The following is a 14567-nucleotide window of genomic DNA, read 5'->3' as shown; positions in this document are numbered from 1 at the left end:
GTGGAGAGTACCGCCTCGGACGAGACCACGGAGTACACCATCTCCGTCGTCGTGCCCGTGTATCAAGGGGAGCGCACTCTGGCCGCGGTCGTGGCGGAGCTCGAGCCCTACACCCGGGGTGCTCGCACACCCGACGGCGTCTCCTACCGTCTCTCCGAGGTCATCCTCGTGCACGACAACGGGCCCGACCACTCCGACACCGTGATGCGGGCGCTGGAGATCCAGTACCCCTTCGTACGCATCCTCTGGTTGAGCCGCAACTTCGGGCAGCACGCCGCGACCATCGCGGGCATGGCCTCCTCGAAGGGCCGCTGGATCCTCACCATGGACGAGGACGGTCAGCACGACCCGGCCTCGATCGGCGCCTTCCTCGACACCGCCATCCGCGAGCGAGCGGGCGTGGTCTACGCGCGCTTCACCAACGAACGGCCGCACGGCCTGTTCCGCGCCGCCGCCTCGAAGTCGTCGAAACGGATCATGCGCACCGCGTTCAACCTGCCCGACGCGAGCCAGTTCCAGAGCTATCGCCTGGTTCGCGGTGACATGGGCCGCAAGCTCGCGTCGTTCGCGGCGACCGGCGTCTACCTCGACGTCGCGCTGTCGTGGGTGACGAACCGGGTGGCCACGAGCCCCACCGTGCTGCGCACCGCCGACGGCCGGGTCTCGGGCTACTCGCTGCCGGCCCTGTTCGCCTACTTCTGGCGGATGGTGCTCACGAGCGGCACCACCGGGCTCCGCGCCGTGAGTGTGCTCGGGGGGATCATCGCCCTCATCGGGCTCGGCATCGCGATCTACGTGGTGGTCTCGCTCGCGGCGGGCAATCCGGCCGGCACCGACGGCTGGGCTTCGCTCATCGTGGTGGTGCTGCTGTGTTCGGGTGCCATCCTGGTCTCGCTCGGCATCATCGCCGAATACATCGGCGTCTCTCTCAACGTGGAGATGGGGCGGCCGCTCTACCTGGTCGTCGACAACCCCGAGACGATCATGCCCGAGGAGGAGTCGGCCGACCCGGAGCACGTGCTCACCTCCGAGATACCCACCCTGCCGGGGTCACCCACCCCACCCATCCCCCCAGCCGCTCGGCCCGAACCGACCGTCGCACCTCACGGAACGGACCCCTCACCCGGTGCTCGATGAGATCGTCTTCAGCCGCCCCTATCGCTCGTCCGACGAGCTGGCCAACCTCGACGCGGTGCTGCGTTCGGACCATTCGCACGGAGACGGTCCTTTCACCGCATCCGCCTCCGCTCGGCTCACCGACCTGACGGGTGCGCCGCACGCCCTGCTCACCACCTCGTGCACGCACGCCCTCGACATGGCGTCGATCCTGCTCGACCTCGGGCCGGGCGACGAGGTCATCCTGCCGAGCTTTACCTTCTCGTCGGCCGCGACCGCCGTGGTGCTGCGCGGGGCGACCCCCGTCTTCGTCGACATCGACGAGTCGACCGGCAACATCGACCCCGAGCAGGTCGCCGAGGCGATCACCCCGCGCACCCGGGCCGTGACGGTGATGCACTACGGGGGAGTGCCGGTCGACCTCGACGCGATGATCAGGATCACGACGGATGCCGGCATCGCTCTCGTCGAGGACAACGCCCACGGGCTGGGAGGCCGAGACGGCTCCCGGATGCTCGGCACGGCCGGCGTGCTCGCCACGCAGAGCTTCCACGACACCAAGAACGTGCACTGCGGTGAGGGCGGAGCACTCCTCATCAACGACGACTCCTTGCTGGAGCGTGCCGAGATCGTGCGCGAAAAGGGCACCAACCGCGCCCGCTTCCTGCGCGGTGCCGTGGACAAGTACACCTGGCAGGACGTCGGCTCCAGCTACCTGCTGAGCGAGCTCAACGCCGCCGTGCTCGACTCGCAGCTGGCCGAGTTCGAGACCATCCAGGCCGCGCGACACCGGGTCTGGGACGCCTACGCCGACGGGCTGGCCGAGTGGGCCGACGACCGCGACCTGCGCTTGATGTCCGACGACCCGACCCTGCAGCACACCGCGCACCTCTTCTACGTGGTGATGCAGGACCACGACGGGCAGACCGCGCTGATCGACCACCTGCGCGGCCTCGGTATCCGCGCGGCCTTCCACTACGTGCCATTGGACTCGAGCCCTGCCGGGCAGAGATTCGGCCGCACCCTGCGCCCGCTCGAGCGCAGCGCCGCGTTCTCCTCGCGACTCGTGCGCCTTCCGCTCTGGGCGGGACTCAGCGACGCGCAGACCGAGCGGGTCGTGGAGGCCGTCCGCTCCTTCCGCTGAGAGCGCGTCGATCAACCGGATGCCGGCCGCAAAGAATTCGCTTACGAGCGGGCCGACGCTGTGGTTAGACTCGCGCCCCATGGAGCCAGACAGAGCAGTCGCCCTCTTCAGAGATGTCGCCGAAGCCCGCGTCGCCGCGGAACGGCTGATGTCCGATCCGTACCGCGACTTCGTCAACAACATCGACATGGACGAGACGCTTCGCGGTGATCTCGCGGCCTGGGAGGAGCTGTGGCTGCGGCCGCGCGCTCTCGTCGACGTGAGCGACGTCGACACCTCGACGACGGTCGTCGGTCAGCACCTCGCCCTTCCCGTCATCACCGCGCCGTTCATCGGGTCCTCGCTCATCGACCCCGAGGGCGAGGTGGCGACGGCGCGGGCGGCGGTGGCCGCCGGAACCGTCACCACGCTCAGCATGATGGGGTCGCGAGGGCCGGAGCAGGTGGGCGCGGTCGCCGCCGGACGGTACTGGCAGCAGCTCTACTTCGTGCGAGATCGCGACGTCGTGGCGGACGTCGTCGCCCGCGCGGTCTCCGCCGGGGCCTCGGCGCTGTGTCTCACCGTCGACCTGCCGCTGCTCCCCACCTTTCCCGGCCGGATGGGCGCGGCGGCGCAGGCCATCGGAGAGTACTGGGGTGCAGGGGAGCACTCGATGTCCGTCGCCCGCGAGTACGGCCACCTCCCGTTCGGCAGCACCTTCCCCAACCCGGGTGTGTCCTGGTCGGACGTGGAGTGGCTGCGGGGTCAGACCGACCTCCCCCTCATCCTGAAGGGGATCATCCGGCCCGAGGATGCCGTGCTCGCGCGTGACCACGGCGCTGCAGCGGTCGTCGTCTCCAACCACGCCGGCCAGGGCCTGCGGTGGTCGATGCCGGTCGCCCACGCCCTCCCGTCGATCGTGGACGCGGTGGGAGGTGACCTCGACGTGCTCGCCGACAGCGGCATCCGCACCGGGTCCGACGTGCTCCGAGCGCTGGCGTTGGGAGCGAAGGCGGTGCTGGTGGGGCGGCCCGTGCTCTGGGGGCTCGCGGTCGGCGGCTCCGCCGGGGTGGAGAACGTCTTCCGCATCCTGAAGACCGAACTCGCCGAGGCGATGGCGATCACCGGGGCGCCGCGGATCGCCGACATCGACCGGTCGGTGCTGGCTCCCGCCCGGCCGTGAGCCGGGGTCAGCCGGCTCGGCGCACCGAGCGGCCCGCGAGCGCCATCCTCAATGCGACTCGCGACTCACCGCCGGGCCGCTCGCGCCGACGAGGAAGTCGAGGTCGGCGCCGGTGTCGGCCTGCATGACGTGGTCGACGTAGAGCTTGGCCCAGCCCCGGACGGGCGCCGCGTAGGCGGCCTCGCTCGCGGTCGCCTGCGAGCGGGATCGCAGTTCCTCCTCGCCCACCTCGACGTTCAGCACACGGTTCTCCACGTCGATCGTCACGATGTCGCCGGTGCGGATGAAGGCGAGCGGCCCTCCCGCGGCGGCCTCGGGAGCCACGTGCAGGATCACGGTGCCGTACGCCGTTCCACTCATCCGTGCGTCGCTGATCCGCACCATGTCGCGCACGCCCTGTTCGAGCAGCTTGCGAGGGATCGGCATGTTGCCGACTTCGGGCATCCCCGGGTATCCGCGCGGTCCGCACCCCCGCAACACCAGCACGGAGTCGGCGGTCACCTCGAGCTCGGGATCGTCGATGCGGGTGCGCATGTCCTCGACGGAGTCGAACACCACGGCCGGCCCGACGTGTTGCAGGAGCTCCGGAGTCGCGGCCGACGGCTTGATGATCGCTCCCTGCGGGGCGAGGTTGCCGCGGAGGACGGCGATGCCGGCGTCGTCCATGAGCGGAGCATCGCGCGGCAGGATCACGGTGTCGTCGTACACCCGGCGATCGACCAGGTAGTCCACCAACGGCCGGCCGGTCACGGTGATCGGCTCCGGGTGCAGCAGGTCCGTGATCTGCGTGAGCACGGCCAGGACGCCGCCCGCACGGAACAGGTCGTCCATCAGGAAGGCGCCGCTCGGTTGCAGGTTCGCCAGAACGGGTACACCGGCACCGGCGGCGTCGAAGTCCTCCAGGGTGAGCCCGATGCCGAGCCTCCCCGCGATGGCGAGGAGGTGCATGACCGAGTTCGTGGAGCCGCCCACCGCCGCGACCGCGACGATGGCGTTGAGGAAGGCCTCCCTCGTCATGATGTCGCTGGGCTTTCGGTCTTGCGCGACCATGTCGACGATCAACCGCCCGGTCTCGTGGGAGAGGGACAGCAGCCGCGCGTCAGCGGCGGGAGTGCCGGCGAATCCGGGGATCGTCATGCCCAGAGCCTCCGCCACCACGGCCATCGTGGAGGCCGTGCCCATCGTGTTGCAGTGGCCCTTGCCCCGGATCATCGATTGCTCGGAGGCGAGGAACTGGGCGCCCGAGATCGTGCCGGCCCTCGCCTCCTCACTGAGCCGCCAGACGTCGGTGCCGCAACCGAGGGCCTGACCCCGGAAGTGACCCGTCAGCATCGGACCGCCCGGCACGACCACCGCGGGGATGTCGACCGAGGCTGCTGCCATGAGCAGCGCGGGGATCGTCTTGTCGCACCCGCCGAGGAGCACGAGCCCGTCGATCGGGTTGGCGCGGAACATCTCCTCCATCGCCATCGCGGCCATGTTCCGCCACAGCATCGCGGTCGGCTTGACCTGGGTCTCCCCGAGGGAGACGACCGGCAGGTTGTACGGCACGCCGCCGGCGGCCCAGACGCCCTGCTTGACGCTCTCGGCCACCTCGTTCAGGTGCATGTTGCACGGGGTGAGATCCGACGCCGTGTTCGCGATGGCGATCTGCGGCTTGGTGCCGTCGAGTGCGTCCTCGGGATGTCCGCGACGCATCCAGGCGCGATGGATGTAGGCGTTCCGGTCGCTGCCCTGATACCAGTCGGCGCTGCGGAGGTGGTTCGTCATCGAGCCCTCGTTTCCAACATGCTGAAGATGCGTCTACTATTCTGAATTATGGCACGAACGGTCCTCCACTGATGCGCGCGCTCGTCGTGCGCGAACCTCGTACCGCGTCGGTCGAGGAGGTGACGGATCCGGTGCCCTCGTCCGGCGAGCTGGTGGTCGACGTGGAACGCGTCGGTATCTGCGGAACCGACATCGAGCTCTTCACCGGCGAGATGGCCTACATCGAGCAGGGCCACACCCACTTCCCGCTCCGCCTCGGCCACGAGTGGACCGGCCGTGTCTCGGCCGTGGGCGATCCGGCCGACGAGGGATGGCTCGGAATGCGCATCACGGGCGACACCATGCTCGGCTGCGGACGGTGCGAGTACTGCCTCGCCGGCCACCACCACGTCTGCCCGAACCGGTTCGAGGTGGGCATCCGCGGTGATTGGCCGGGAGCGCTCGCGGAGAAGGTCGTCATCCCGACACACTTCGCGTATGAGATCCCCGAGGGGGTGAGCCTCGCCGCGGCGGCGCTCGTCGAGCCCGGTGGGAACTCGTTGCGGGCGGTGCAGGCGGCGCAGGCCGGGCCCGGTCGGAGCATCCTCGTGCTCGGCTCCGGCACCATCGGGTTGCTGGCCGCGCAGTTCGCCCTGGCGGAGGGTGCCGAGGTGCACCTGGGAGGCGTCCGCGAGGGATCGCTCGAGCTCGCCCGCGAGCTCGGGGTGCAGCACACCTGGCAGCTCGACGAGCTCGGATCCTCCGACCCGAATCGCTTCGACGCGGTCATCGACGCGACCAGCACCGACTCCATGCCGGCGCTCTCGGTGCGGCTCGCGAAGCCGGCCGGACGTGTCGTGCTGATCGGCCTGTCCTCCACGCCGAGCGGGGTCGACACCCGAGACATCGTGCTGAAGGACATCACGGTCGTGGGCATCCTCTCCGCCTCGCCCGGTCTCGCCGGCGCGATCGCCCGTTTCGCCGACGGATCGGTCGTGCCCGATCCGATCGTCAGCGAGGTCATCGCCCTCGACGAGGTGCCCTCCCGCTTCGAGGGGAAGCGGGGAACGGATGCCGGGCCCGGGCCGAAAGTGCACGTCGACCCGCGGAGAGGGTCGTCGGCGCCATGACGAGCACGGCGACGGACCGGGCTTTCACACAAGGAGCGGAACCGGCCGAGAAGCTGGTCGGTGCCGACCGGGTGGTGGCGGTCCTCACCCATCTGGCCGAGCATCCGCTCGGGGTGACGCTGGACGAACTCGCCGCGACGCTGCGCAGCCCGAAGCCCACGGTGCACCGCGCGCTCGGCGTGCTGCGCCGCGCCGGCCTGGCCGACATGACCGGCCGGGGTGTCTACATCCTCGGTGACGAGTACCTCCGCCTGGCCTTCCGCAACCTCGACGGCCGTCCGGAGACGGCGCGCCTCCAGCCACTGCTCGAGGAACTCGCCACGCGTTTCGGCGAGACGGCGCACTATGCGGTGCTCTCCGGCACGGACATCGTCTACCGGGCGAAGATGGATCCCCCGCAGGGTGCGGTGCGGCTCACCTCCGTCATCGGGGGACGCAACCCGGCCTCGCGCACCGCGGTCGGCAGGGTGCTGCTGAGTCCGCTGCTCACCGAGCTCGACCAGGTGGAGACGTGGTTCGCGCCCTTCCCGTTGGAGCAGAAGACGCCGAGCACCCTCACCACCGCGGCGGCCCTCGCCGAGGAGCTCGAGGCGACGCGGGCGCGGGGATTCGGCATCGACGACCAGGAGAACGAGGTCGGGGTGACCTGCGTGGCCGTCCCGATCCATCTCGGCGGTTCGGCAGCGGCGAGCGGCGCGATCAGTGTCAGCGCCGTGAGCTTCCGGACACCCCTGCACGAACTCGTCGACGGCGTGCCGGAGATCCGGGCCGTCATCGCCCGCCACCTCGGCCCCGCCGCTCTCGGCTGACCGGTCGTCGCCGATCACCTGAACGCCTGCGGCACGAGCCGCGGAGTGGCTTTGGTTAGACTCGGTGCGTGCAGATCCGCGAACTGAGCATCCCAGACAGCTACGAGATCACGCCGAAGCAGTTCGGCGACGACCGGGGCGTCTTCCTCGAGTGGTACCGCTTCGACAAGCTGGCCGACGAGATCGGGCACTCGATCGACCTCGCGCAGGCGAACACGAGCGTCTCGAAGAAGGGCGTGGTTCGTGGCATCCACTTCGCCGACATCCCTCCGTCGCAGGCGAAGTACGTCACGGCCACGCACGGCGCCGTGCTCGACTACGTGATCGACATCCGCGTCGGCTCGCCGACCTTCGGCAAGTGGGACTCGGTGCTCCTCGACGACGTCGACCGCCGGGGCATCTACCTGGCCGAAGGGCTCGGGCACGCCTTCGTGGCGCTCACCGACGACGCCACGGTGAGCTACCTCGTCACCTCGACCTTCAACGCCGACCGCGAGCACGGCATCAACCCGCTCGACCCCGAGGTGGAGCTGCGCTTCCCCGAGGAGGCGGGCGATCTGCTGCTCTCGCCGAAGGACACGGATGCTCCGAGCCTGGCCGAGGCCGCGGCATCCGGTCTCCTGCCGAGCTGGGACGAAGCGCGCGCCTTCTACGCGTCGCTGAACGAGAAGGGTCGCTGATGCGCGGAATCATCCTGGCCGGCGGGTCCGGCACGCGGCTCTGGCCGATCACCAAGGGCATCTCGAAGCAGTTGATGCCCATCTACGACAAGCCGATGGTCTACTACCCCTTGTCGACGCTGATGATGGCCGACATCAACGAGGTGCTCATCATCACCACGCCCGAGTACAACGAGCAGTTCCGGGCCCTGCTCGGCGACGGCAGCGACCTCGGCATGCGCATCGAGTACGCGGTGCAGCCCTCGCCCGACGGACTGGCGCAGGCCTTCATCATCGGCGAGGAGTTCATCGGCGACGAGAGCGTCGCGCTGGTGCTCGGCGACAACATCTTCCACGGCGTGGGCCTCGGCTCGTCGCTGCGCACCAACGGCGAGATCGACGGGGCGCGCATCTTCGCGTACCACGTGGCGAATCCGCGCGCCTACGGCGTGGTGGAGTTCGACGACGACTTCACCGCGGTGTCGATCGAGGAGAAGCCCGAGGTTCCGAAGTCGAACTACGCCGTGCCCGGTCTCTACTTCTACGACAACTCGGTGGTGGAGATCGCGAAGTCGATCGAACCGAGCGCCCGCGGCGAGCTGGAGATCTCGACCGTCAACGAGCGCTACCTCGAACGCGGCGACCTGCACGTGCAGGTGCTCGACCGCGGCACCGCCTGGCTCGACACCGGAACCTTCGAGTCGATGATGCAGGCCTCGGAGTACGTGCGGGTGATCGAAGACCGCCAGGGCTACAAGATCGGCTGCATCGAGGAGATCGCCTGGCGGGCCGGCTGGATCGACACCGAGCAGCTCGCGAAACTCGCGAAGCCGCTGGTGAAGAGCGGCTACGGCGCCTACATCGAGACGCTCATCGCCGCGGCCGACCAGGCCTGAGTCGCGAGTCGTAGCCGGGGCGCGCAGACATCTGCGCCTACCGTGAGAGGGTGCCAGCCACCCTTCTCCGTCGACGTCGCCGCCTGGGTCTCCGTGCGAGCCTGATCCTCGTGGGCGTCGCGCTCGTCGCGAGCTCGGCGGTGAGCGGGCCGGCGATGGCGGCACCGCGGGATGACGCGCCCCCGGTCGAGGAGATCGACGCCGGCCAGCTCCCCACCATGTCGACCTACTCGGCCGAGCAGTTCCTGGGCGACGCGGAGGCGCTGCCCACCGAGCTCGTCGACGCGGTCGAGCGCGACCTCGGTGAGACGCCGGAGGACTACCTGGCCCGGTCGCAGGCCGCTGTCGACGCTGCCGCGGTGGTCGACGCCCTGTCCGCGAACGGGATGGACGTGCTCGGCTCGCGCCTGGACGGCACGCAGCTCGTGGTGAACGTCGGCAGCGACGCCGACGCCGCCGTGGTGGAGTCGCTCGGTGCCGTCGCGGAGCTCGGCGAACCCGAGGTGCCCGACTACTCGGGCGCGAAGCTCGATGCGCTCGCCGACCTGATCGGCGGTCAGGGCTTCCAGTTCCTGGCCTCGGGCACGACCTACGTCTGCACGGCCGGGTTCACCGGCCGCTACAAGCCCTACCCGCTCGAGCAGTTCATCACCTCGGGTCACTGCATCGAGTCGGACCACGACTCCGGCACCTACTACTACGAGTCGAAGCAGACCTCCGCCGGGTCCCCACCCTCCCGCGGCGGCATCATCGGCGCGCCGATCGCCGAGCAGTACAAGTACGGCGGCGGCGCCGACGTCGGCGCGGTCGCGGTCTCCTCCTCGTGGAGCTCGAAGCCCCTGGTGTCGACCTGGGGCGGGGGAGCGGGCGCGCTCACGCAGGGCACCCCGGTCACCGTGCGCGATATGACGACCGGCGTCGTCGGCTCCCCGCTCTGCAAGTCCGGGCGCACCACCGGCTGGACCTGCGGCACGATCCTGGTGACGAACGAGTCGTACCCGCTCTACAACCACGAGGGCACGCCGCAGTACGTGAACCTCACCCTCACGGATGTCTGCATGCTGCCCGGCGACAGCGGATCGGCCGCGCTCATCGGCAACGCGGCCTTCGGTCTCGGCTCGGCCGGCGACTTCTCGGGCAACTGCTCCTCGCAGCCGAACGCGATCAGCGCCTTCTTCCCGCTGCTCACCTCCGACGGAACACCGAGCATCACCACGACGCTGCCGAACTGGGAGCTCGGCGTGGCCCTCGAGGCGCCCAGCTACGTGCGCCCCTCCTTCGTGGGCGACGCCATCACGGGCACGCTCGCGTTCGCGGGGCCGAGGCACCGCGTGATCGTGACGATCGACGGTACGGCCTACAGCGTGACGCCCAACGCCCAGGGCAGGTGGTCGGTGCCGATCCCCGCCGCCGCGCGCACCGGCAAGCACACCTTCACCGTGCAGTCGAAGTGGGGCGACGTGACCTATTCGACCACCGCGACCGACACCTACGAGCTGCTGCCTACTCGCCCCGCGATCGAGCGGATCAGCGGCGCGAACCGCTACGAGGTGGCGGTGACGGTGTCGCAGCGCGCCTACCCGTCCACGGCCTCCGTGGTCTATGTGGCGAACGGCGGCAACTACCCGGATGCGCTGAGCGCCGCGCCGGCCGCGGTCAAGCAGGGCGGTCCGCTGCTCCTGACGCCCACCGATCAACTCCTCCCCGCGGTCTCCGCCGAGATCACGCGGTTGAAGCCCGCGAAGATCGTGGTGGTGGGCGGCGCGAACTCGATCTCCGAGCCCGTGCTCGCCTCCCTGCGGGCGCTCGTGCCCGACGTCGCCCGCATCGAAGGCGCCGACCGCTACGAGGTCTCCCGCGCCGTCGCGCTGGCGGCGTTCGGCACCGAGGCCGGCGGAGCGCCGGCCACGGTGGCGAGCGGGTACGTGGCGACCGGCACGAACTTCCCCGACGCGCTCTCCGCCAGTTCGGCCGCGGGATCGAAGAAGGTGCCCGTCGTCCTGGCCTACGGGCCCGCCTCGTCAGCGGATGCGCCGACGCTCGACCTGTTCCGCACGCTGGGCACCACGAAGATCACCATCGCCGGCGGGCCGAACTCGGTGTCGACCGGTGTGCAGTCCTCGCTCGGCTCCGTGGCATCCGTCACCCGGCTCTCCGGAGCCGATCGCTTCGCGGCCTCGCAGGCCATCAACCGCGCGGCGTACACGACGAGCGGCACGATCTACCTGGCCACCGGGTTCAACTTCCCGGATGCGCTGGCCGGCGGTGTGCTGGCCGGCAAGTCGAGCGCCCCGCTCTACGTGGTGCCCACCGACTGCGTGCCACGCGGTGTCATCTCCGACATCGCCGCGCTCAAGGCCACCAAGGTGGTGCTGCTCGGCGGCCCGAACTCGCTCAACGACTCGGTCGCCACCCTCTCCGCCTGCGGCTGGTGAGCACCCCTCCGTGTGCGCGGAGCGGGCCGTCGGTCTTGCTACCCTGATCTGACACTGTCCGCATTCGGGGGAACACGGGGAAACGTGCGTATCGTCAAGCGCCTGGCACAGTCGGTGATCGCGGTTCTCGTGCTCTCCGTCTCGATCGTCGTCGTCGCACCGCAGGCGAACGCCTGGTCGGAAGACGAGACCCTCTTCACCCTGATCAACCAGGCCCGGGCCGAACACGGCCTGCCCGACATGGTGCGCGACCAGAAGTTCGACTACTTCGCCCGGCTGTGGTGCGCCGACATGCGCGTCAACGGCTTCCGGCACAGCGATGCAGGATGGCGCGAGTCCAACCTGTGGCCCGGCTTCACCAAGGAGTCCGAGAACATCTCCTACGGCTCGCGATCGCCCCAGGCGGTGTTCGACAGCTGGATGAGCCAGCCCGAGGCCCGCGCGAACATCCTCGAACCGAGCTTCACCAACGTCGGCATCGGCTCGAGCGACTTCTCGAACGCCTACAACTGGACGGTGGTGTTCGCCGCCTACCCGGGCCAGCAGCCGATCGTGCAGCCGAAGACACCGACGATCGGCGGATCGAGCGTCTACACAGGCCACCTCACGGCATACACGGACCCATGGGGGCCGGGAGCGGTGCACCTGGCCTATCAGTGGCAGATCGACGGCAACGACATCCCCGGCGCGACCCAGGCCGACTTCTACCCCGATTGGTACGACAAGAACCGCGAGATCCGGGTGCGCGTGACGGGCACCAAGGACGGCTACCGCTCGACCTCGCGCCTGAGCGCGCCGACCAGCGTCGGCCTCAACGTCACCGGGTACCGCGTCGACGGCGCCACGCGCTACGACATCGCCGCGGCCCTGTCGTACAGCGGCTTCTATTACGGGGCGTCGACCGTCTTCATCGCGACGGGCGAGAACTTCCCCGACGCGTTGAGCGCTGCTCCCGTCGCCGCCCGGGTCGGAGGGCCGCTCCTGCTCGTGACCCGCGACACGATCCCGGATGCGATCACCCGAGAACTCGACCGACTGGCGCCGACCCGCATCGTGATCGTGGGCGGTGAGGCATCCGTCTCGCCCGCCGTGGAGGAGCAGCTGCTGCAGCGCACCCCCGACGTCGAACGCATCAGCGGAGCCGATCGCTTCGAGGTCTCCCGCGCGTTGGCCGGATGGGGTTTCGGGTCCACGGGGGCGAGCTCGGCGTTCGTCGCGAGCGGCGCGGCGTTCGCCGACGCGCTCTCAGCGGGTGCGGCCGGCAAGGGTGAGATGCCGGTCATCCTGGTCGACGGAACGCAGAGCGTGATCGACGACGCGACCCGCGAGACGCTCTCGGGCCTCGGCGTCAGCTCCGTGGAGATCGCCGGCGGTCCGGTGTCAGTGTCGCCGGGCATCGAGGAGTCGCTCGGTGCCGGGTTCGCGACGACGCGGCTGGCCGGTGCCGACCGGTACACGACGTCGATCGCCGTGAACGCCGCCCACGCCGAGCAGGATCGCAGCCCCTACCTGGCCGTCGGAACCAAGTTCCCGGATGCGCTGACCGGCTCGGTCGTGGCCGCGAAATACCGCTCGCCGCTCTACGTGGTGCCGCCCGACTGCGTACCGCGCGCGGTGCGGGAGTCGATGAACGGGCTCTCGGGCGCCCAGTTCACCATCATCGGTGGCGAGAACTCGCTGAGCCGTGACATCGACATCCTGGTCGCCTGCTCCTGGTGAGCGGATGCCCGGCGACGACGGTCAGGAGCGCTTGCCGGCCAGGTAGCGGTAGAACTCGCGCTTGAGGTCGCCGAGTGACCAGTGCTGATTGGTGTCCGCCAGGACGAACTCGATCTGCACCGGGAGTTTCGCGAGGGTGTACCCGCGCGACTTCGCGAACCAGGTGAACCAGAGGTCGTCGAGCAGCCAGTAGCGCTGCGGCAACTCCGTGAAGAAGGCGTCGTCGAGGAAGAGTTCGGAGCCGCAGATCATGCCGCCCGGCCCGAGGTGATCCACCGGGCCGCCGACGACCGCGGGCTCCCGGTGGAAGTAGTCGTCGCTCTGCACGGTGAACGCCCACCAGCCGTGCACCGTCTTCGGACGGTGCACCTCCAGGGCCGTGGCCACGAAGCTCGACTCGATGTCCTCGTCGTCGTCGATCACGATGATCGGCCGTTCGCCCGCCTTCGCGAGCGCCCGCGCCCAGTAGAACCGCGCGATGGACCCGAGGTTGTAGGGGGTCTTCACGATGCGGATGGATGCCAGTGCCCCGGTGGGTTCGTAGCGCCGCAGCACGTCGAGGTAGAACTCGTGGTCGGCCTTGTTGTTGTTCCACAGGTAGAGCGCGATCGGGGGCGTGCCGGCCTGCCCGTCGAGCGACTCCAGCATGGGGATGAGCCGTTCCGGGCGGTTCCAGAGGCACATCAGCACGGCGATCTCGTCGCCGGTCTCCGCACGGTGCACGAAGTCGGTCGAGCGGAACCGCCCCGCCAGCAGGCGACGGCGGATGACCGACTTGGCCGCAGCCTCGAGACGGGTGCGCAGCGTCATCCGGAGACCTGCTCCGCCCTCAGCCAGGCGACGGTGGCCGCGAGGCCCTCTTCGAGCGATACGGGTTCGAGGTCGGGGAAGAGGGCGGCGAGCCGGGCGCCCTCGGCCTGGGAGTGCATCACGTCGCCCGCGCGCACCGGGCCGCGCTCCACGGTGAGCGGATGCCCCAGCTCCTGTTCGATGAGCACGATGAGCTCGTTGAGACTGGTGCGCACCCCGAAACCGAGGTCGACGGGCAGGTCGGAGGAGACGCGGCGGCGCAGTGCGTCGGCGATGACCTCGCACACCGACTCGACGTAGGTGAAGTCGCGGGACTGCTCGCCCGATCCGTGCACGAGAAGGGTCTCGCCGGCGATCGCCGCTTCGAGGAAGGCGGGCACCACCGCCGGATACGCCGAGTCCGCGTGCTGCAGCGGCCCGAAGACGTTGAAGAAGCGGAAGGCGAGGGTCGGCAATCCGTAGATCCGGTTCCAGGTCAGCGCATAGCTCTCGGCGGCGAGCTTGCCCACCGCGTAGGGGCTCTCGGTATGCGGCACCATCCCCTCGTGCTTCGGCAGGGTGGGGTCGCTCCCGTAGACCGACGAGGAGGAGGCCAGGACCACGTGCGCGTTCCCGGCCCGACGCGCCGCTTCGAGCACCAGCAGCGTGCCCGTGACGTTCACCTCGTGCACGTGTACGGGATGGCGCATCGACTCCTGCACGGAGGCGACGGCGGCCAGGTGCACCACGGCGGACACGCCCTCCATCGCCCGGTCCAGGGTCGCCGGGTCGAGCACGGAGCCCTCGATGACGGTCACGTCGAGGCCGTCGAGGCGGTCGGGCGTGCTCGCGGAGAAGTCGTCGAGCACCACGATGTCGACGTCTCCCTGGCGGTGCAGCACCCGGCACAGATTCGTGCCGATGAAACCGGCGCCCCCGGTGATCAGAACGCGCATGGA

The 14567-nt window shown here is 69.6% G+C and carries 12 protein-coding genes; 9 read left to right on the top strand and 3 right to left on the bottom strand.

The features are described from left to right. From ACFJGU_RS02900 to ACFJGU_RS02890, 3 genes are all read left to right on the top strand, one after another. Positions 1 to 1137 carry a glycosyltransferase gene (locus tag ACFJGU_RS02900; protein ID WP_382307491.1) on the top strand — a complete coding sequence of 379 codons (1137 nt, stop codon included), beginning with the start codon at positions 1 to 3 and terminating at the stop codon, positions 1135 to 1137. After that, complete coding sequence (gene rffA, locus ACFJGU_RS02895; protein WP_382307489.1) at positions 1127 to 2260, top strand: dTDP-4-amino-4,6-dideoxygalactose transaminase; 1134 nt, start codon at positions 1127 to 1129, stop codon at positions 2258 to 2260. Before ACFJGU_RS02900 ends, rffA begins: the two co-directional genes overlap by 11 nt. 79 nt (positions 2261 to 2339) lie before the next feature. Further along, complete coding sequence (locus tag ACFJGU_RS02890) at positions 2340 to 3422, top strand: alpha-hydroxy acid oxidase (protein ID WP_382307487.1); 1083 nt, start codon at positions 2340 to 2342, stop codon at positions 3420 to 3422. 48 nt (positions 3423 to 3470) lie between these two features. Here the strand turns inward: ACFJGU_RS02890 and ACFJGU_RS02885 are convergent, their stop codons facing one another. Then, positions 3471 to 5192 carry an IlvD/Edd family dehydratase gene (locus ACFJGU_RS02885; RefSeq protein WP_382307486.1) on the bottom strand — a complete coding sequence of 574 codons (1722 nt, stop codon included), beginning with the start codon at positions 5190 to 5192 and terminating at the stop codon, positions 3471 to 3473. Between the two features lie 71 nt (positions 5193 to 5263). Between ACFJGU_RS02885 and ACFJGU_RS02880 the strand changes: the two genes are divergently transcribed. From ACFJGU_RS02880 to ACFJGU_RS02855, 6 genes are all read left to right on the top strand, one after another. Continuing rightward, positions 5264 to 6301 carry a zinc-binding dehydrogenase gene (locus ACFJGU_RS02880; RefSeq protein WP_382307484.1) on the top strand — a complete coding sequence of 346 codons (1038 nt, stop codon included), beginning with the start codon at positions 5264 to 5266 and terminating at the stop codon, positions 6299 to 6301. Further along, complete coding sequence (locus ACFJGU_RS02875; RefSeq protein WP_382307482.1) at positions 6298 to 7110, top strand: IclR family transcriptional regulator; 813 nt, start codon at positions 6298 to 6300, stop codon at positions 7108 to 7110. The genes ACFJGU_RS02880 and ACFJGU_RS02875 overlap by 4 nt, the downstream gene beginning before the upstream one ends. 68 nt (positions 7111 to 7178) lie before the next feature. After that, positions 7179 to 7790 carry a dTDP-4-dehydrorhamnose 3,5-epimerase family protein gene (locus tag ACFJGU_RS02870; RefSeq protein WP_382307481.1) on the top strand — a complete coding sequence of 204 codons (612 nt, stop codon included), beginning with the start codon at positions 7179 to 7181 and terminating at the stop codon, positions 7788 to 7790. Further along, positions 7790 to 8665, top strand: a complete 876-nt coding sequence (gene rfbA / locus ACFJGU_RS02865) for a glucose-1-phosphate thymidylyltransferase RfbA (RefSeq protein WP_382307479.1) — start codon at positions 7790 to 7792, stop codon at positions 8663 to 8665. Before ACFJGU_RS02870 ends, rfbA begins: the two co-directional genes overlap by 1 nt. A 50-nt stretch (positions 8666 to 8715) precedes the next feature. Continuing rightward, entirely contained in the window at positions 8716 to 11100 is a 2385-nt protein-coding gene (locus ACFJGU_RS02860) for a cell wall-binding repeat-containing protein (protein ID WP_382307477.1), read from the top strand. 84 nt (positions 11101 to 11184) lie between these two features. Next, positions 11185 to 12819: a cell wall-binding repeat-containing protein gene (locus ACFJGU_RS02855; protein ID WP_382307475.1), complete on the top strand. Its 1635-nt coding sequence runs from the start codon at positions 11185 to 11187 to the stop codon at positions 12817 to 12819. A gap of 21 nt (positions 12820 to 12840) precedes the next feature. On the opposite strand, the gene ACFJGU_RS02850 is transcribed toward ACFJGU_RS02855, so the two are convergent. Together ACFJGU_RS02850 and ACFJGU_RS02845 are read right to left on the bottom strand one after the other, a co-directional pair. Next, entirely contained in the window at positions 12841 to 13629 is a 789-nt protein-coding gene (locus ACFJGU_RS02850; RefSeq protein ID WP_382307473.1) for a hypothetical protein, read from the bottom strand. Next, positions 13626 to 14564, bottom strand: coding sequence for an NAD-dependent epimerase/dehydratase family protein (locus tag ACFJGU_RS02845; RefSeq protein WP_382307471.1), 939 nt, complete (start codon positions 14562 to 14564; stop codon positions 13626 to 13628). Before ACFJGU_RS02845 ends, ACFJGU_RS02850 begins: the two co-directional genes overlap by 4 nt. Between the last annotated feature and the right edge of the window lie 3 nt (positions 14565 to 14567).

It is taken from the genome of Herbiconiux sp. UC225_62 (assembly GCF_042694625.1).
GTDB lineage: Bacteria > Actinomycetota > Actinomycetes > Actinomycetales > Microbacteriaceae > Herbiconiux.
This window is presented reverse-complemented; position numbering and strand designations above follow the sequence as displayed.